Origin of the sequence: Blautia acetigignens (assembly GCF_025566865.1) — a bacterium.
In the GTDB taxonomy this organism is placed as follows: Bacteria; Bacillota; Clostridia; order Lachnospirales; family Lachnospiraceae; genus Blautia_A; species Blautia_A acetigignens.
The window spans coordinates 397,287-413,181 of sequence record NZ_JAOQJM010000001.1 but is presented as its reverse complement, the minus strand read 5'-3'; the positions used below and the strand labels follow the sequence as shown (position 1 = coordinate 413,181).

Here is a 15,895-nt window from a genome sequence, read left to right as displayed (position 1 = left end):
ATTTTATCCGTCTGATATGTGTTCTGGGAATAGAGTGAATATTAACGTACAATGACAGAGGGAGAGAGAAAGAATATGAAACAGGATACCCTGGAAGGCAGGGCGAAAACGAAAAATGGTGTAAAACGATTATGCTTTTCCGCAGTATGTATTTTACTGGAAGCAGCTTTTATCATTGCTATGATCACAAAGCTGAATCAATATGCGGAGATTATCAATCTGATGACAAGGCTTCTTGCAGGTGTACTGGTTCTTAAGCTGTATGCGTCAGACCAGACTTCATCTATGAAAATGCCCTGGGTTATTTTGATCCTTGTATTCCCTATCTTGGGAATGGGATTGTACTTACTGATTGGTCTCAATGGCGGTACCCGTAAAATGCGGGAGCGTTATGACCAGATCGACAGGGAACTTCTGCCGTTGCTTCCCAATGACAGTGAGTGCAGGGAAAAGCTTGGCAGGAAAATCCCGAAGGCAGGCAATATTTCTGATTATATACAGAAAAATGCCTCCTATCCGGTCTATCAGAATACAGATGTTATTTATTATGATGAGGCAGTCAAAGGGCTGGAGGCTCAGCTGGCAGATCTGGCAAAGGCAGAGAAATTCATTTTTATGGAATATCATGCCATTGAGGATGCACAGGCCTGGCATAAAATCCAGAGAGTTCTGGAAGACCGCGTAAAGGCAGGCGTAGAAGTCAGAGTATTTTATGACGACATGGGTTCCATTGGGTTTATCAATACAGACTTCATTAAGAAAATGGAAAATGTGGGAATCCATTGCAGAGTGTTCAACCCTTTTACTCCGGGTCTGAATGTGTTCCTGAATAACCGGGATCACCGCAAGATCACAGTGATCGATGGAAAAGTGGGATTTACCGGCGGTTACAACCTTGCCAACGAATATTTTAATTTCACACATCCTTATGGACAGTGGAAGGATACAGGTATCCGTCTGGAGGGGGAGGCAGTCCGTTCCCTAACAGTAACATTCCTGGAGATGTGGAATGCTGTCAGTGATAAGGATAAAAATGACAGTGATTTTACCGGATTTCTGGTTCAGACAGATTATCAGGCAAAGCAGACAGGCTTTATCCAGCCTTATGCGGACAGTCCTATGGACCATGAACAGGTAGGCGAAGAGGTGTATATCAGTATGGTGAATAAAGCGGAAAAATACTGCTGGTTTATGACACCGTACCTGATCATCACAGATGAAATGAGCCATGCGCTGTGTCTGGCTGCCAAGCGTGGGGTAGATGTGAGGATCATCACACCTGGTATTCCGGATAAAAAGATAATCTACAATATCACACGTTCCTTTTACCATGGACTGGTAAAACATGGAGTGCGTATCTATGAATGGACACCTGGTTTCTGTCATGCAAAGATGAGTGTGGCAGATGACTGTATGGCAACCTGCGGAACCATAAATCTGGATTACAGAAGTCTGTATCATCATTTTGAAAACGGCTGCTTTATGGCAGACTGTCAGGCAGTTCTGGATATCCGAAATGATCTTGCAGCAATAATGGATGAATGCCGTGAAGTCACAGAACAGTACAGTACCGGACGCAGCGCATATCTGCGATTGGGACAACTGTTTATGAGATTATTTGCGGGATTATTATAACGTTACTGTTTACTCCATAACACTTGGAAAAAAGCAGGATATCGTGTACAATGGAATGGGGAACAACAAAACTATTATAAATACGGGAGAAATTTTAACTATGGATCTTTCAACCCTAGTAAAAATGTCAAATACTTATGGAAGCAACCCTGCTTATGTTCTTGCAGGCGGTGGTAATACTTCAGTAAAAGACGACACCACATTGTATGTAAAAGGCTCTGGTACACAGCTTGCTACAATCAAGTCAGAGGAATTTGTGGAAATGAGCAGAGCACGTTTGAATGAGATCATGAAGACAGATTATCCTGAAGATGATGTCAAACGTGAATCACTGTATCTTGCAGATGTTATGGCTGCAGTAACAGATGCTGACAAAACCAAACGTCCAAGTGTGGAAGCACTGCTTCATAATTTATTTGCCTATACATATGTACTGCATGTTCATCCTACACTTGTCAATGGACTGACCTGCGGAAAAGGGGCAAAGGAACTCAGCGAACAGCTTCTTGGAAAAGATGTACTCTGGATCGATATCTGCAAACCCGGATATACACTTGCGCGTATCTGTTATGAGAAAATGAATGCTTATAAAGAAGAATACGGAAAAGATGTTCAGGTTCTTCTGCTTCAGAATCACGGAATTTTCGTTGCGGCAAATACTGTAGAGGAAATCGGAGTGTTATTTGATGATGTGATCAGTAAATTAGAGAAACAGGTAAAGAGAACTGCTGATGTCAGTGATGTGGTTACACCTGAAAAAGAGCAGGCAGCAGAGAAGCTTTCTCAGTTACTGGGACATGCAGTAGAAGTGGTACCTGCAGCAGAAGCTGATCATTTTGTAAAAGATAAAGCAGCGGCTGCACCGCTTCTGAAGCCGTTTACACCGGATCACATTGTATATTGTGGACCATATCCGTTATTTGTAGAAAATATTGATCAGTCAAAAGCAGCGCTGGACGCATTTATGGCAGAGAATGACAAAGAACCAAGACTGATTCTGGTACAGGGAGTTGGCGCCTTTATTATGGAAGATGATAAGGGAAAAGCTGCAAAAGCACAGCTTCTTGTAAAAGATGCCATCAAGCTTGCAGTATATGCAGAAAGCTTTGGCGGACCGCTTCACATGACAGATGATATTACATACTTTATTACACATTGGGAAGCAGAAGCATACCGCAGTAAGAAATAATATAATAAGGGGCTGTCGGGAAATAGACAGTTCTAAGAGAGGGAGGGTGTGACTCATACCAAGTCACACCCTCCCCAAATTTTTATCATAAAAAGAAAAAAAAGATGGCTAACGACAACCATCTTTCTCTCCGTTACATGTTATAATGTAACTATGCTAACAACTAATTATTATAACGACTTTTTTGAGTTTGGGCAACAGAAAATTAACTTTAGTTTCTTCGAATTGAGTTTACCTGACGACGATCCAGTCTATACCCTGAAAAAAGTGATGGAGGATTTAGATTTTTCTGGTCTGCTGGCCAATTGTTCAGATAAGGGAAGAACCGGGTATAACCCAATTATGATGTATGCTGTGGTTACTTACGCAAACATGCGAGGGGTACGTTCTGTTGACCGTATTGTAGAATTATGTGAAAGAGATCTCGCTTTTATCTGGCTGACCCATGGGCAGAAACCAAAACGGGACGCTTTTTATGGATTTAAAGGGAAAAAGCTAACTTCTGAAATATTGGATGATCTTAATTACCAGTTTTTGCTCCGGCTTCAAAAAGAAGGCCTTGTTACACTAAAAGAACTTTTTATTGATGGGACTAAGATCGAAGCCAATGCAAACCGTTATACATTTGTCTGGCGCGGTACGATCAATTACCATCTGGCTGGTCTGCTAGATTCTATTGAGCTGAACTTTGTCAGGTATAATACATTTTTGCAGGAGAATGGTTATGGGCCAAAGTATGATATCGGGAATGCACAGATGTTTGTGATCGAGGGAATGGATAAAGTCCGCAGTGTTATAGAAAAGAACCGGAAACGGAAGCTGTCAAAACATAAGAAACTTGCAAATAATACAGTTATTGAGATTGATAACTGCTCTCCGCTTGAAATCCTGAAACTGCAGAAGAACCTTAGTACGATTGCCACTGGAGAAGGGATAGAGTTCGTTTATGGAAAAGGAAAAAGAAAACCTGAGATCCAGCAGCTGTATGAGGAACTGGAGCATCTCGGCCAGCGTCTGATGGGATATAAAGAATGCTTTGAGATCATGGGAAAAGACCGGAACAGCTATTCCAAGACAGACCTGGAAGCTACTTTTATGCGGATGAAAGAGGACCATATGCTGAACGGACAGTTAAAGCCGGCGTACAACGTACAGATCGCCGTGGAAAATTATTTCATCGTTCACGGATATGTAAGTAATGACCGGACGGATTACAATACCTTGATCCCAGTCCTGGAAAAACACCAGGAGGCTTTTGGCAGCGTCCTGGAAGAGGTGACTGCTGACAGCGGATACTGTAGTGAGAAAAATCTGCTTTATTTAAAAGAAAAAGGGATAGAAAGTTATATAAAACTGCAGGATCATGAGAAACGTAAAACACGTGCATATGCGGAAGATATCAGCAAATATTACAACATGAAGGTTGAGGTATTTGAAGATGAGCAGTTCTATATCTGCCATGACGGACGTGAACTGCGTCACATAAGAACGGAAACCAAAGAGCAGGATGGCTATACCCAGACCTTTGAGGTTTACGGCTGCGCCGACTGCAGCGGATGCGAACATAAAGCCCGCTGTCTGTATAAATATAATGCCGAAAAGGATGTTGAGAAAAATAAGGTAATGAAGATCAATGAACAGTGGGAAGAACTGCGTGAAAAATCCCATGCAAACATCCAAAGTGAGCGCGGGATTCTGAAACGGCAGACACGTTCGATCCAGACAGAAGGACATTTCGGTGATATCAAAGAAAACGAAAACTTCCGCCGTTTTAATTACCGTTCTGCAGATAAAGTGTACAAAGAATTCATGCTGTATGCAATCGGAAGGAATATAAATAAATACTATCGTTTTCTCAATGAAAAACTAAAGAAGTTTGAGGGAAAAATAACGGAAAAAACAGCTTGATCAAAAGTGCGGCTGTAAAAATCCAGACAAGGGATTTTTGCGGCCAAAAATAAATTTCATCTTTCATAGAAAAAAGGATCCCTCGCAAGGTAGAAGGCTAACAAGCCTCGTTCTTGCTGGGATCCTTTCAATTACTACTGGGGATACCGAAATGTGGTATTAACCGACAGCCCCCTTTTTTAACTTAAGATAAAATTCCAGTAGACTGCAAAAACAGAATAAACATCATAACCGGTGCAACGAATCGGATCATCACCCGGTAAAGCTTTTTTCTGCGGAATTTGTCTCCGCTTCTTTCCATTTCATCAATTACATAATACGGTGTTACGATCCATCCAATGAGAATGGTGGAGAGCAGTGCAATAAATGGCATCATAACGCTGTTGCTGATGTAATCCATAATATCCAGAAGCTGTCCCACAGAACCGTTTGGAAGCTTTACTTCCACGTAGAAAATACTGTAGCCCAAAGCGATCACTGCAGAAACTGCCAGATAGATGGCAGACAAAACCAGAACTGTTTTTTTACGGCCTGTATGGAAGATTTCCATGCAGTTTGCAGTGATGGATTCCAGTACGGAAATACAGGAAGACAAGGTTGCAAAAATAGCAGTTACGAAAAACAGGATCCCTACGAAGGTGCCGGCTTTTCCCATTGCGGAGAATACTTTTGGCAGGGAAATAAACATCAGACTTGGTCCTGCGCCCATTCCCTCAGTGCCGGAAAATACATACACAGCCGGAATGATCATGGCACCTGCAAGAAAGGCAACGCCTGTATCAAAAATCTCAATCTGATTGATGGCCTTGTTTAAGTTTACCTCAGGTTTGACATAGGAACCGTAAGTGATCATAATTCCCATGGATACGCTGAGTGAGAAAAACAGCTGGCTCATGGCATCCAGCAGGATCTGCAGGAAACGCTGCACAGTCAGTCCCTTAAAATCCGGTTTCAGGTAGTAGAGAAATCCCTGCCATCCGGTATGCACCTGTCCGGAGGCATCTGTATAGGAAAGGGTGAGAGAGTAAACTGCAATCACCACTACCAGAACCAGCAGGATAGGCATCATCCATTTGGATACTTTTTCAATTCCCTTTTCCACCCCATTGTACACGATGAAAGCAGTGACACCCATGAAAAGCAGGGCGAAGATCACCGGTGAAGTGGAAGAAGAAATAAAGGATGTGAAGTAGTCATCTGCGGCAGCTGCCTGTGCCTGTCCGGTTACATAGACCACTGCATATTTGGTAATCCATCCGCCGATGACAGCGTAATAGGTCATGATCAGGACTGGTACCAGGAAGGTGAGGATTCCCAGGAATTTCCACTTAGGCCGCATCTGGGTATAGGCACCGATGGCACTTTTCTGTGTGCGTCGGCCGATGGCAATATCAGAAGTGAGCAGGGTAAATCCAAAGGTAAGTACCAGGATCAGGTAAATAATTAAAAATAAGCCGCCTCCGTCTTTGGCTGCGAGGTATGGAAATCTCCACAAGTTTCCCACTCCTACAGCACTTCCAGCCGCAGCAAGGACAAAACCAAGTTGTCCTGAAAAATGATTCGATTTCTTTTCCATTATCATTCTTTCCCCCTTAGTGTTGTAAGAATAAGATAACATATGATAAATAATTAGTAAAACAAATTTTCAGATGACTTGTAAACAGGAAGCAGAAATGTTAAAGTAGAAGACATGAAAGGAAGCTTTCCACAGTATGAAACCAGTTATTTCCATTGGAAATCAGGATTTTGGTTCTATCAGAGAAAACGGATATTTTTATAGACCACGCCGTTTTGGAAAAACTTTGAATATGAGTATGCTGGAATATTTCTTTTCCAATCAGTATGCCGGATACAGCAGATACTTTGAAGGACTGCAGATATGGAAAAGTGAGAAATACAGGGAACTGCAGGGAAGCTATCCTGTTATTTTTATCAGCTTTGCTTCAGTGAAAGGTGCAACCTATCAGGATGCAAGATTGGGGATTACCAGAATTTCCAAGGAATCTATTTTTTCAGATCTGAACAATCTGGAAATTGTGACTACAGATTCCAGGAAATATGAGACTGCCTTTGGCTTTAACAGGGAAGAGGTAGAAAGGGTTCTCATGGAATTTGGCTGCATGGATCAGCTGGAGCAGGTTCGGTACTGGTATGATGGTTTTCGTTTCGGCAGCCGCACGGACATCTACAATCCATGGTCCATTACCAAGTTTCTGGATACCGGCCGTTTTGAAAACTTCTGGGCAAATACCAGTTCCAACAGTCTGGTTGGAAAGCTGATACAGGAAGGTTCGCCAAATATAAAGGTTGATATGGAAGATCTTCTTTTTGGGAAAAATATTGAAACTCCAGTGGATGAGGAAATTGTATCAGTTGTCTATTACCAACCACAAAGTGAAGAATATGTTCCGGAAAATGATCCGCGGCTGGTTTCAGAAATCTAATGTGTGCTATAATGATTTTATCAAGGCACTGCTGGTGGATGATGTAGATTATATGAATGAATACATGAACCAGATTTCCCTGCAGACCTTCAGTTCTTTTGATACCGGGAAAAAGGTGCTGATTAGAAAGGATGTATCAAACAAATGAAACAATGTATGGATTCTGAGAACCTGCACCGCAGGTTAAAAAAAATAATTGGTCAGGTGCAGGCCATTGACCGGATGATCGACGAGGATGTTCCCTGTGAGGATGTTCTGTCCCAGATCAACGCTGCAAAATCCGCGCTTCACGGCTGCGGCAAGGTAGTGCTGGAAGGCCACATCAAACACTGCGTTCGTGATGGAATTGAGCATGGCGACGCAGATAAAACCATCGAGAGCTTTACCAAAGCAGTGGAACGATTTTCCAATATGGGATGATCTCCGTTACGGTTCTTGAGTGATAGATTTATATGTGTCAATGCACAACAGAGCAGGCCGCATATCATTACGCAAACCATTTCCGACTTATTGTCAGAGTCGGAAATGGTTTGCGGGTGATATGCGGCCTGTTTTGCGTCTGTTTTGAGAATTCTTATCATTTACCCTTCTTGATAACCTATACCCCTATAGGTATAATGAACCTATACCTCATAAGGTATAGAAAAGAGGCATAACATGAAAAATCTAATGGGAAAGTTAGAAGAGTTACTTGAAATCGGCGGCACGAAGAAAGACATCACCCTGCTGGTGATCTCTGGAAGCGCCATTGTGTTAAGTCTGCTGGGAATTTCCCCGTTCCCCTTTGACATGTCCTGGATTGCCATTGTGCTGTGCGGACTTCCTATTATTCTGGAAGCCATCATTGGACTGGTGACGGAATTTGACATCAAAGCAGACGTTCTGGTATCTCTGGCGCTGATCGCTTCTGTGTGCATTGGAGAGGATTTTGCGGCCGGAGAAGTGGCATTTATTATGCAGCTTGGCGGACTTCTGGAAGAGCTTACTGTAGCCAGAGCCAGAGCCGGAATCGAAAAGTTGGTTCATTTAACACCACAGACCGCCAGGGTAATAAAAGATGGAAAAGAATCTGTTATCCCTGCGGAAAAGGTACAGGTTGGTGATATCCTTCGGGTACTTCCTGGGGAAGGGGTTCCGGTAGACGGAATCATTATTTCAGGACAGACTTCCGTCAACCAGGCGGTTATGACAGGGGAGTCCCTTCCAGTTGATAAGACAGTGGGAGACGAGGTATCCAGCGGAACGGTCAACCAGTTTGGAGCCTTTGAGATGAAGGCTTCCAAGGTTGGGGAGGACAGCTCCATCCAGCGAATGATCCGTCTGGTCCAATCCGCAGACGCTGGGAAAGCTAAGATTGTAGGGATCGCAGACCGCTGGGCTACCTGGATCGTGGTGATCGCGTTAACTGCGGCAGCTCTTACCTGGCTGATTTCTGGAGAGATTATCCGTGCGGTTACTATTCTGGTTGTATTTTGTCCCTGCGCCCTTGTGCTGGCTACCCCAACCGCTATTATGGCGGCTATCGGAAATGCCACCAAGCATGGCTTCCTGGTACGTGAGGGAGATGCCCTGGAACGGCTTGCAAGGGTAAACGTGATTGCGTTTGATAAAACCGGAACTTTAACATATGGTACACCGAAGGTGGTTGCAGCTGTCAGCAACAGCGAAAATTATAACAATGATGATATTTACAGACTTGCAGCCTGTGCCGAGCAGCTTTCCGAGCATCCCCTTGGAAAAGCAATTGTAAGCTGCTGTAAGAAGGAAGGCATCATACTTTCCGGTGCAGAGGATTTCCAGATGATTCCGGGACAGGGAGTCTGTGCAGTGTCAGAAGGAAAACAGGTTCTGGCGGGAAATCCGAAGCTTTTGAAGGAACATGGCGTGGAAATAAAGACCATTGCCGAAAAGTGTGCAGACACTGAGGATAAAACAGGAGAAAGCAAAGAATTAACAGATGCAAGTTTTTATAGTACTCAAAAAATTCAGAGTAAGGCTAATCCGAAGCAGTACATAGAGCGCGGCTGTACCGTTACTTATGTGGCAATTGACGGTCAGTATGCTGGTTTCATCGCTCTTTCCGATACTCTTCGTGAGGAAAGCACCGGCATGATTGACTCCCTGAACAGCCTTGGCGTTCAGTCGGTCCTTTTAACCGGAGACCATGAAAATGCGGCGAAGACCATCGCATCCCAGCTTCATATTAAGGAAGTCCGTGCCAACTGTCTCCCGGAAGACAAGTTGAAATACATTGATGGTTATCAGCAGGAAAACAAAATGGTCTGTATGATCGGCGACGGAATCAACGACGCCCCGGCTCTGAAGCGTGCAGAAGTGGGAATTGCCATGGGCGGCGTGGGAAGCGACATCGCAGTAGACGCAGCCGACATTGCCCTTGTAGACGATGAAGTAAAAGAGCTTCCCCATCTCATTGCTCTTTCCAAGCGCATGATGACTACCATCAAACTGAACATGACCTTTTCTATGACCTTGAACTTTATTGCAATCGTCCTTGCCATCACCGGAATCCTGAACCCCATCGTAGGTGCCCTCGTCCACAACGCAGGTTCCGTATTGGTAATCACAAATTCAGCATTCTTATTAAAATGGAGGAAAAAATAATGACAATCAAAGTAATCGGAGAAGCATTTCCATGTAGGGAACCACTGCAATCCCAAATCCATGGGCCACAAGTCCGGCAATTACGCTGTCCTCCTCCGTCTCGTAGGCAATCTGGAGCTCCTGGCCGATCTGGCGCAACAGGCCGTCAACTACAGAACGAAGACCGGAGCCTTTGGCAAAATAAACCTGTGGATAAGGAATGGTCTGGGCAAGGTCAATGGTGTGAAACTGCGCCAGAGAGGCGAAAACAAGGTCAAAACGCCTTGCGCAAAGCCCGTCAAGCAGCTGTCCGGTGATGCCTGTATTGAATGTAAAACGGATATTTTCTCAGGATACTGCTTCAGAAATCGTTCTGCAAGCCCGGGAACAAAGTCTTCTCCCAGGGTACAGAGAAGCCCCAGACGAATCAGTCCTTCTCCTCGTCCCACACGCTGAAGGGCGTCCACTCCATTGTCCAGTGTCATAAGAGTCTGCTGTGCACAGGCCAGAAATTGTTCCCCATAATGGGTAAGCACAATGCTTTTTCCCACCTTCTCAAAAAGGGGAACTCCAAGCTCAGCTTCCATCTGTGAAATGGCGTGACTGAGGCTTGGCTGTGCAATGCAAAGATGTTCTGCCGCCCGTGTATAGTGCAGCGTTTGTGCCAATTTTGCAAAATATCGTAAATGTAGCAAATTCATATTCAATTCCATCAATTATTCTTTCAATTTTAAAGGAACTATATAAAAGGGACTTTTGTCCCAAATAAAAGGCATTGATGTAAGGGGCAAAGGACTTTTGCCCCTTGGATTATGTTGATAAAAATTATCAAAGGTATTGCTGAGAATATTTATCAGAATCCATTGGAATCATATGGAAAGAGAGCGCATGCGGGGCATTTGGAAAGTCTGAAATATAGGACTCATGTCCTGCAAATTCCATATTTTTACATTCAAATTGTATTTTATTAAAAGCATGTTCCAAACCGATTGACGGGGAAAAAACAATACCGTATACTACAATCGTTAAACCAATAACAATTCTTCAATATACGCGGAGAACTACAAAATAGAAAGAAAGAGGTACAAGAATGAAAGATTTTGCACAGTGGGAAGGCTTCAGCGGAAGCCGTTGGAAAGAACAGATCAACGTTCGTGATTTTATCCGTCACAATTATACCCCTTATGACGGAGATGATTCCTTCCTGGAAGGCCCGACCGAGGCTACAGACAAGCTGTGGGGAAAGCTGCAGGAGCTGCAGAAAGCAGAGCGTGCCAATAATGGTGTGCTCGACATGGAAACTAAGGTTGTTACAGGCCTGACTGCATATGGACCTGGATACATTGACGAAGATCTGAAGGATCTTGAGAAAGTAGTAGGACTTCAGACAGATAAGCCTCTGAAGCGTGCATTTATGCCATACGGTGGAATTAAGATGGCAGAGAAAGCATGCGAGATGTATGGCTATAAAGTAGATCCGCAGATTCATGATATGTTTACAAAATATGAATTCAAAACACATAACCAGGGTGTTTTTGATATCTATACACCAGAGATGAAAAAAGCACGTCACAGCCATATCCTTACCGGACTTCCGGATACCTATGGACGTGGACGTATTGTAGGTGATTACAGACGTGTGGCTCTGTATGGTATTGATGCTCTGATCGAAGGCAAGGAGAAAGACTTTGCAGCATGCGACCGCCAGGGTATGAGACGCTATGATTTCCAGCTTCGTGAGGAAATTGCAGATCAGATCCGTGCCCTTAAGGGAATGAAAGCAATGGCTGAAATTTATGGCTATGATATTTCACAGCCAGCAAAAAATGCACATGAAGCATTCCAGTGGCTGTACTTTGGATATCTTGCAGCAATCAAGACACAGAATGGTGCTGCGATGAGTGTTGGACGTATCTCCACATTCCTTGATATCTATATTGAAAGAGACCTTAAGAACGGTGTTATCACTGAGAAGGAAGCTCAGGAGCTTGTTGACCACATGGTAATGAAATTCCGTATGGTTAAATTCGCAAGAATCGAGTCCTACAACCAGCTGTTCTCCGGAGACCCGGTATGGGCTACTCTTGAGGTTGGTGGTATCGGTGTTGACGGACGCCATATGATTACCAAGAATGACTATCGTTTCTTGCATACTCTTGAGGACATGGGACCGGCTCCGGAGCCAAACCTGACGGTTCTTTATTCTTCCAGGCTGCCGGAGAACTTCAAGAAATATGCTGCTAATATTTCTGTTAAAACAAGTTCCGTACAGTATGAGAACGATGATGTTATGCGTCCGGTTTGGGGCGATGACTATTCAATCTGCTGCTGTGTATCTGCTACAGAGACTGGTAAGGAAATGCAGTTCTTCGGAGCTCGTGCAAACCTTGCAAAATGCCTTCTTTACGCAATCAACGGCGGTGTGGATGAGAAGCTGAAAATGCAGGTAGGACCGGAGTACAAGCCGATTACTTCCGAGTACCTTGATTATGATGAGGTTATGCAGAAATATGACCAGATGATGGATTGGCTGGCTCATCTGTATGTAGGAACTCTGAACATGATCCACTACATGCATGACAAATATTACTATGAAGCAGCTGAGATGGCTCTGATTGATACAAAGGTTGACCGTTCTTTCGCAACCGGTATCGCCGGATTCTCTCATGTAGTAGACTCCCTGTCTGCTATTAAATATGCAAAAGTAAGAGCAATTCGTGATGAAGACGGAATTACTACAGACTTCCAGGTTGAGGGTGACTTCCCACGTTATGGTAATGATGACGACAGAGCTGACAGCATTGCGAAAGAACTGCTTTCTACATTCATGGAGAAGCTGAAACATATTCATACTTATCGTGATTCCAAGCCAACCACATCTATTCTTACCATTACTTCCAACGTAGTTTATGGTAAGGCTACAGGTGCTCTTCCGGATGGAAGAAAAGCCGGAGAGCCGCTTGCACCAGGTGCTAACCCATCCTACGGCGCAGAGCAGAACGGACTTCTTGCTTCCCTGAACTCTGTTGCAAAACTTGACTATGAGGATGCGCTGGATGGAATTTCCAATACTCAGACAATCAATCCGGATGCACTTGGACACAGTGATGAGGAGCGTACAGATAACCTTGTTCACGTACTTGATGGATACTTCAACCAGGGTGCACATCATCTGAATGTAAATGTATTTGGAAAAGAGAAACTGATTGATGCTATGGAGCATCCGGAAAAAGAGGAGTATGCAAACTTCACTATCCGTGTTTCCGGTTATGCTGTTAAATTTATCGATCTGACAAGAGAGCAGCAGCTGGATGTTATTTCCAGAACCTGCCATGACAGAATGTAATTAATAAAGGAAAACAACATGTTAAAAGGCTATGTTCATTCTCTGGAAAGCTTCGGGTCTGTAGACGGACCCGGAGTGAGATATGTAATTTTTCTTTCCGGCTGCGCTATGCGCTGCCAGTTCTGCCATAACCCGGATACTTGGAATATGACAGAAGGGAAAGAATACACCACGGATCAGCTTCTGCAAACAGCTCTTCGCTTTAAATCCTACTGGGGAGAAAAAGGCGGTATCACGGTGAGCGGCGGAGAACCCCTTTTACAGATGGATTTTCTTACAGAGCTTTTTTGCAAGGCAAAGGAAGCAGGAGTCCATACAACTCTGGATACCAGCGGAAACCCCTATACTACAAAGGAACCCTGGCATTCTAAATGGCTGGAACTGATGAAATACACAGATCTTGTGCTTCTGGATATCAAGCAGATCAATGAGCAGGAGCATGTGAAGCTTACCGGGCAGACCAACCAGAATATTCTGGCTATGGCCCGTGAGCTTTCGGACATGAATAAACCTGTGTGGATTCGCCATGTACTGGTTCCGGGAGGTAGTGACAAGGATGAATATCTGCACCAGCTTGCGGATTTTATTCAGACACTGGGAAACGCCCGGCGCGTGGAAGTTCTTCCGTACCATACGCTTGGTACTTTTAAGTGGGAAAAGCTGGGAATCCCGTATCCGCTGGAGGGCGTGAAACCTCCAACACAGGAAAGAATTGATAATGCAAGACGGATTCTTAACGCCATATAAGAGAACGTGAAATAAAACTCCTTAAAGGGGGGCTGTTGTGAGGGAATACCTCATAACAGCCTCTTTTAAGTTACGCTACCGCGTATTCGCAGTAAGGAAGACTGCAATTTCCTGCAAAAAACGCTGACCGTATTTCTGAAGTTTGTTTTGGCCAACGCCGGAGACATTCAGCATTTCGGCTTCGGTTTGTGGGAGCTTTTCGCACATGTTGATAAGGGTTTTGTCGGTGAAGACAATGTATGGCGGAACAGATTCTTCCCTGGCAATTTGGAGGCGGAGCTGACGTAAGGCTTCAAAAAGGTCGGATTTTTTTGCGGCATTTAAGCTGGAAGAATCAGAGGCTGTGTTGGAACTGCCGGAAGTATTTTCGTTTTCGAAATAGCTTTTTTTGTATGAAGCTTTGCGCTTTTTAGAAATCGAAATTTTCTCTTTTTCTTTGAATTTTTTTACAAGGATCCGGGTGTTTTTCTGCAGCTCCGATATATTTCCGACTTTGAGGACGCTGTATTCTCCGTCTGTCTGGATAACGTAACCCTGACGGATCATCTGGCTGATAAGAAGCCTTAGCTCGTTTTCCGTACGGTTTTGGAGCTGACCATAGCAGTTGTAGGAAGTAGCACCGATGTCCCTCAGACGTGCTTTTTTGGAGCCAAGGAGGGTGCCGATCACGAGTGCCTGCCCGTATCTTCCATGCATTTCCGTGATGCATCCAATTACCCATTTGGCATCCTGGGTCATATCTATCTCGTCAAATTCCTGATGACAGTTTCCGCAGTTGTCACAGGGCTGGTCTGTGGTTTCTCCAAAGTATTCCAAAATGTAATTGCGAAGGCAGGAGGTGGTCATACAGTAGCCTTCCATAAGCTGAAGGCGTCTTGCGTCCTGGTGACGGACCTGCTCTGTTTCAGTGAAATCCATGCCCTCGAAATCCTTGCTGCCAAGGAGCATTTTACTGATCATAACGTCCTGCGGGGAGAAGAGAAGAATACATTCTGCAGGTTCTCCGTCACGACCTGCACGGCCGGCTTCCTGGTAGTAGTTTTCCATACTCTGTGGCATGTTGTAATGGATGACGAAACGCACGTTGGACTTGTCGATTCCCATTCCAAACGCGTTGGTGGCAATCACAACTTGGGCGCGGTCATAGATGAAATCATCCTGGCTTTCCTTGCGGATCTCTGTGTTCATTCCCGCATGATAACGGGTGACAGAAACACCCTGTTTTAGCAGCTGTTCATACAAAGTATCCACGTTTTTGCGGGTGGCGCAGTAGATGATACCGCTTTCGTTTGCGTGACTGGCTATGTAGTTTGCAATGAAGGTATCTTTCTGTTTTCCTGTAAGATGCTCCACTCGATAGTAGAGATTTTTTCGGTCAAAGCCAGTGATGACAATGTTTGGATTCTTCAGTTCCAGAATTCTTGCAATGTCGTTTTTGACCACTTCTGTGGCGGTTGCGGTGAAAGCACTGAGGATCGGATGTCCAGGCAGCTGCCTCACGAAATCTACGATTTTCAGGTAGCTGGGACGGAAATCCTGTCCCCACTGGGAGATACAGTGTGCCTCGTCTACTGTCACCATGGAAATGGGAGTATGCAGGGCAAACGCCAGAAAAGAAGCCGTTTCCAGCCGCTCAGGTGCCACATAAATAATCTTGTACACGCCTCTTGCGGCGAAAGAAAGTGCCTTGCTGATCTGTCCTTCTGTAAGGGAAGAATTGATATATGCCGCATGGATTCCCGCTTCATTTAAGGATTTCACCTGGTCCTGCATAAGCGAAATCAGCGGCGAAACCACCAGCGTAATCCCCGGCAAAAGCAGCGCCGGAACCTGATAACAAAGGGATTTCCCAGCCCCTGTAGGCATAATCGCCAGCGCATCCCTGCCGTCCAGAATCGTATCTATAATTTCCTCCTGCCCCTCACGGAAGGAGTCATATCCGAAATAAGTTTTTAAAATCTGCAAAGGAGTGATCGTTGAACTTCCCATCTGCAGATTGGAACCTGTTGTATTCAATGTCATAAT

The 15,895-nt window shown here is 44.4% G+C and carries 13 protein-coding genes; 9 read left to right on the top strand and 4 right to left on the bottom strand.

All coding sequences use genetic code 11. The features are described 5' to 3' along the window. Positions 1-75: 75 nt before the first annotated feature. The 3 genes from cls (at position 76) to OCV70_RS01895 (ending at position 4,732) form a co-directional block, all read left to right on the top strand. On the top strand, positions 76-1,635 hold the full coding sequence (gene cls / locus OCV70_RS01905) for a cardiolipin synthase (protein WP_117851068.1): 1,560 nt from the start codon (positions 76-78) through the stop codon (positions 1,633-1,635). A 100-nt stretch (positions 1,636-1,735) separates the two neighbouring features. Beyond that, positions 1,736-2,824: a class II aldolase/adducin family protein gene (locus OCV70_RS01900; protein WP_117851307.1), complete on the top strand. Its 1,089-nt coding sequence runs from the start codon at positions 1,736-1,738 to the stop codon at positions 2,822-2,824. A gap of 153 nt (positions 2,825-2,977) precedes the next feature. Then, complete coding sequence (locus tag OCV70_RS01895; protein ID WP_173765724.1) at positions 2,978-4,732, top strand: IS1182 family transposase; 1,755 nt, start codon at positions 2,978-2,980, stop codon at positions 4,730-4,732. Between the two features lie 184 nt (positions 4,733-4,916). Here OCV70_RS01895 and OCV70_RS01890 read toward each other — a convergent pair whose 3' ends face one another. After that, on the bottom strand, positions 4,917-6,308 hold the full coding sequence (locus OCV70_RS01890) for a sodium-dependent transporter (RefSeq protein ID WP_173765726.1): 1,392 nt from the start codon (positions 6,306-6,308) through the stop codon (positions 4,917-4,919). A 136-nt stretch (positions 6,309-6,444) separates the two neighbouring features. Here OCV70_RS01890 and OCV70_RS01885 point away from each other — a divergent pair, with 136 nt between their 5' ends. The 4 genes from OCV70_RS01885 to OCV70_RS01870 all read left to right on the top strand — a co-directional run bounded on the left by OCV70_RS01885 (position 6,445) and on the right by OCV70_RS01870 (position 9,798). Next, the gene (locus OCV70_RS01885) at positions 6,445-7,176 is read left to right on the top strand and encodes an AAA family ATPase (RefSeq protein WP_244096191.1); all 732 of its coding nucleotides are present in this window, start codon (positions 6,445-6,447) and stop codon (positions 7,174-7,176) included. Then, positions 7,148-7,324: a hypothetical protein gene (locus OCV70_RS01880; RefSeq protein WP_262579093.1), complete on the top strand. Its 177-nt coding sequence runs from the start codon at positions 7,148-7,150 to the stop codon at positions 7,322-7,324. The genes OCV70_RS01885 and OCV70_RS01880 overlap by 29 nt, the downstream gene beginning before the upstream one ends. Continuing rightward, positions 7,321-7,596, top strand: coding sequence for a metal-sensing transcriptional repressor (locus tag OCV70_RS01875; protein WP_117851065.1), 276 nt, complete (start codon positions 7,321-7,323; stop codon positions 7,594-7,596). The genes OCV70_RS01880 and OCV70_RS01875 overlap by 4 nt, the downstream gene beginning before the upstream one ends. A 237-nt stretch (positions 7,597-7,833) precedes the next feature. Then, on the top strand, positions 7,834-9,798 hold the full coding sequence (locus OCV70_RS01870; protein ID WP_173765728.1) for a heavy metal translocating P-type ATPase: 1,965 nt from the start codon (positions 7,834-7,836) through the stop codon (positions 9,796-9,798). 6 nt (positions 9,799-9,804) lie between these two features. Here the strand turns inward: OCV70_RS01870 and OCV70_RS01865 are convergent, their stop codons facing one another. Then, the gene (locus OCV70_RS01865) at positions 9,805-9,999 is read right to left on the bottom strand and encodes a LysR substrate-binding domain-containing protein (RefSeq protein WP_262579174.1); all 195 of its coding nucleotides are present in this window, start codon (positions 9,997-9,999) and stop codon (positions 9,805-9,807) included. Further along, positions 9,948-10,445 carry a LysR family transcriptional regulator gene (locus tag OCV70_RS01860; RefSeq protein WP_243000174.1) on the bottom strand — a complete coding sequence of 166 codons (498 nt, stop codon included), beginning with the start codon at positions 10,443-10,445 and terminating at the stop codon, positions 9,948-9,950. Before OCV70_RS01860 ends, OCV70_RS01865 begins: the two co-directional genes overlap by 52 nt. A 422-nt stretch (positions 10,446-10,867) precedes the next feature. Between OCV70_RS01860 and pflB the strand changes: the two genes are divergently transcribed. Next, a complete protein-coding gene (gene pflB, locus OCV70_RS01855) occupies positions 10,868-13,123 on the top strand; it encodes a formate C-acetyltransferase (protein ID WP_117851060.1) in 2,256 nt (751 codons plus the stop codon). A gap of 18 nt (positions 13,124-13,141) precedes the next feature. Then, entirely contained in the window at positions 13,142-13,870 is a 729-nt protein-coding gene (pflA, locus tag OCV70_RS01850) for a pyruvate formate-lyase-activating protein (RefSeq protein WP_117851058.1), read from the top strand. A gap of 75 nt (positions 13,871-13,945) precedes the next feature. Here the strand turns inward: pflA and recQ are convergent, their stop codons facing one another. Then, positions 13,946-15,892, bottom strand: coding sequence for a DNA helicase RecQ (gene recQ / locus OCV70_RS01845; RefSeq protein ID WP_021925299.1), 1,947 nt, complete (start codon positions 15,890-15,892; stop codon positions 13,946-13,948). Positions 15,893-15,895: the final 3 nt, after the last annotated feature.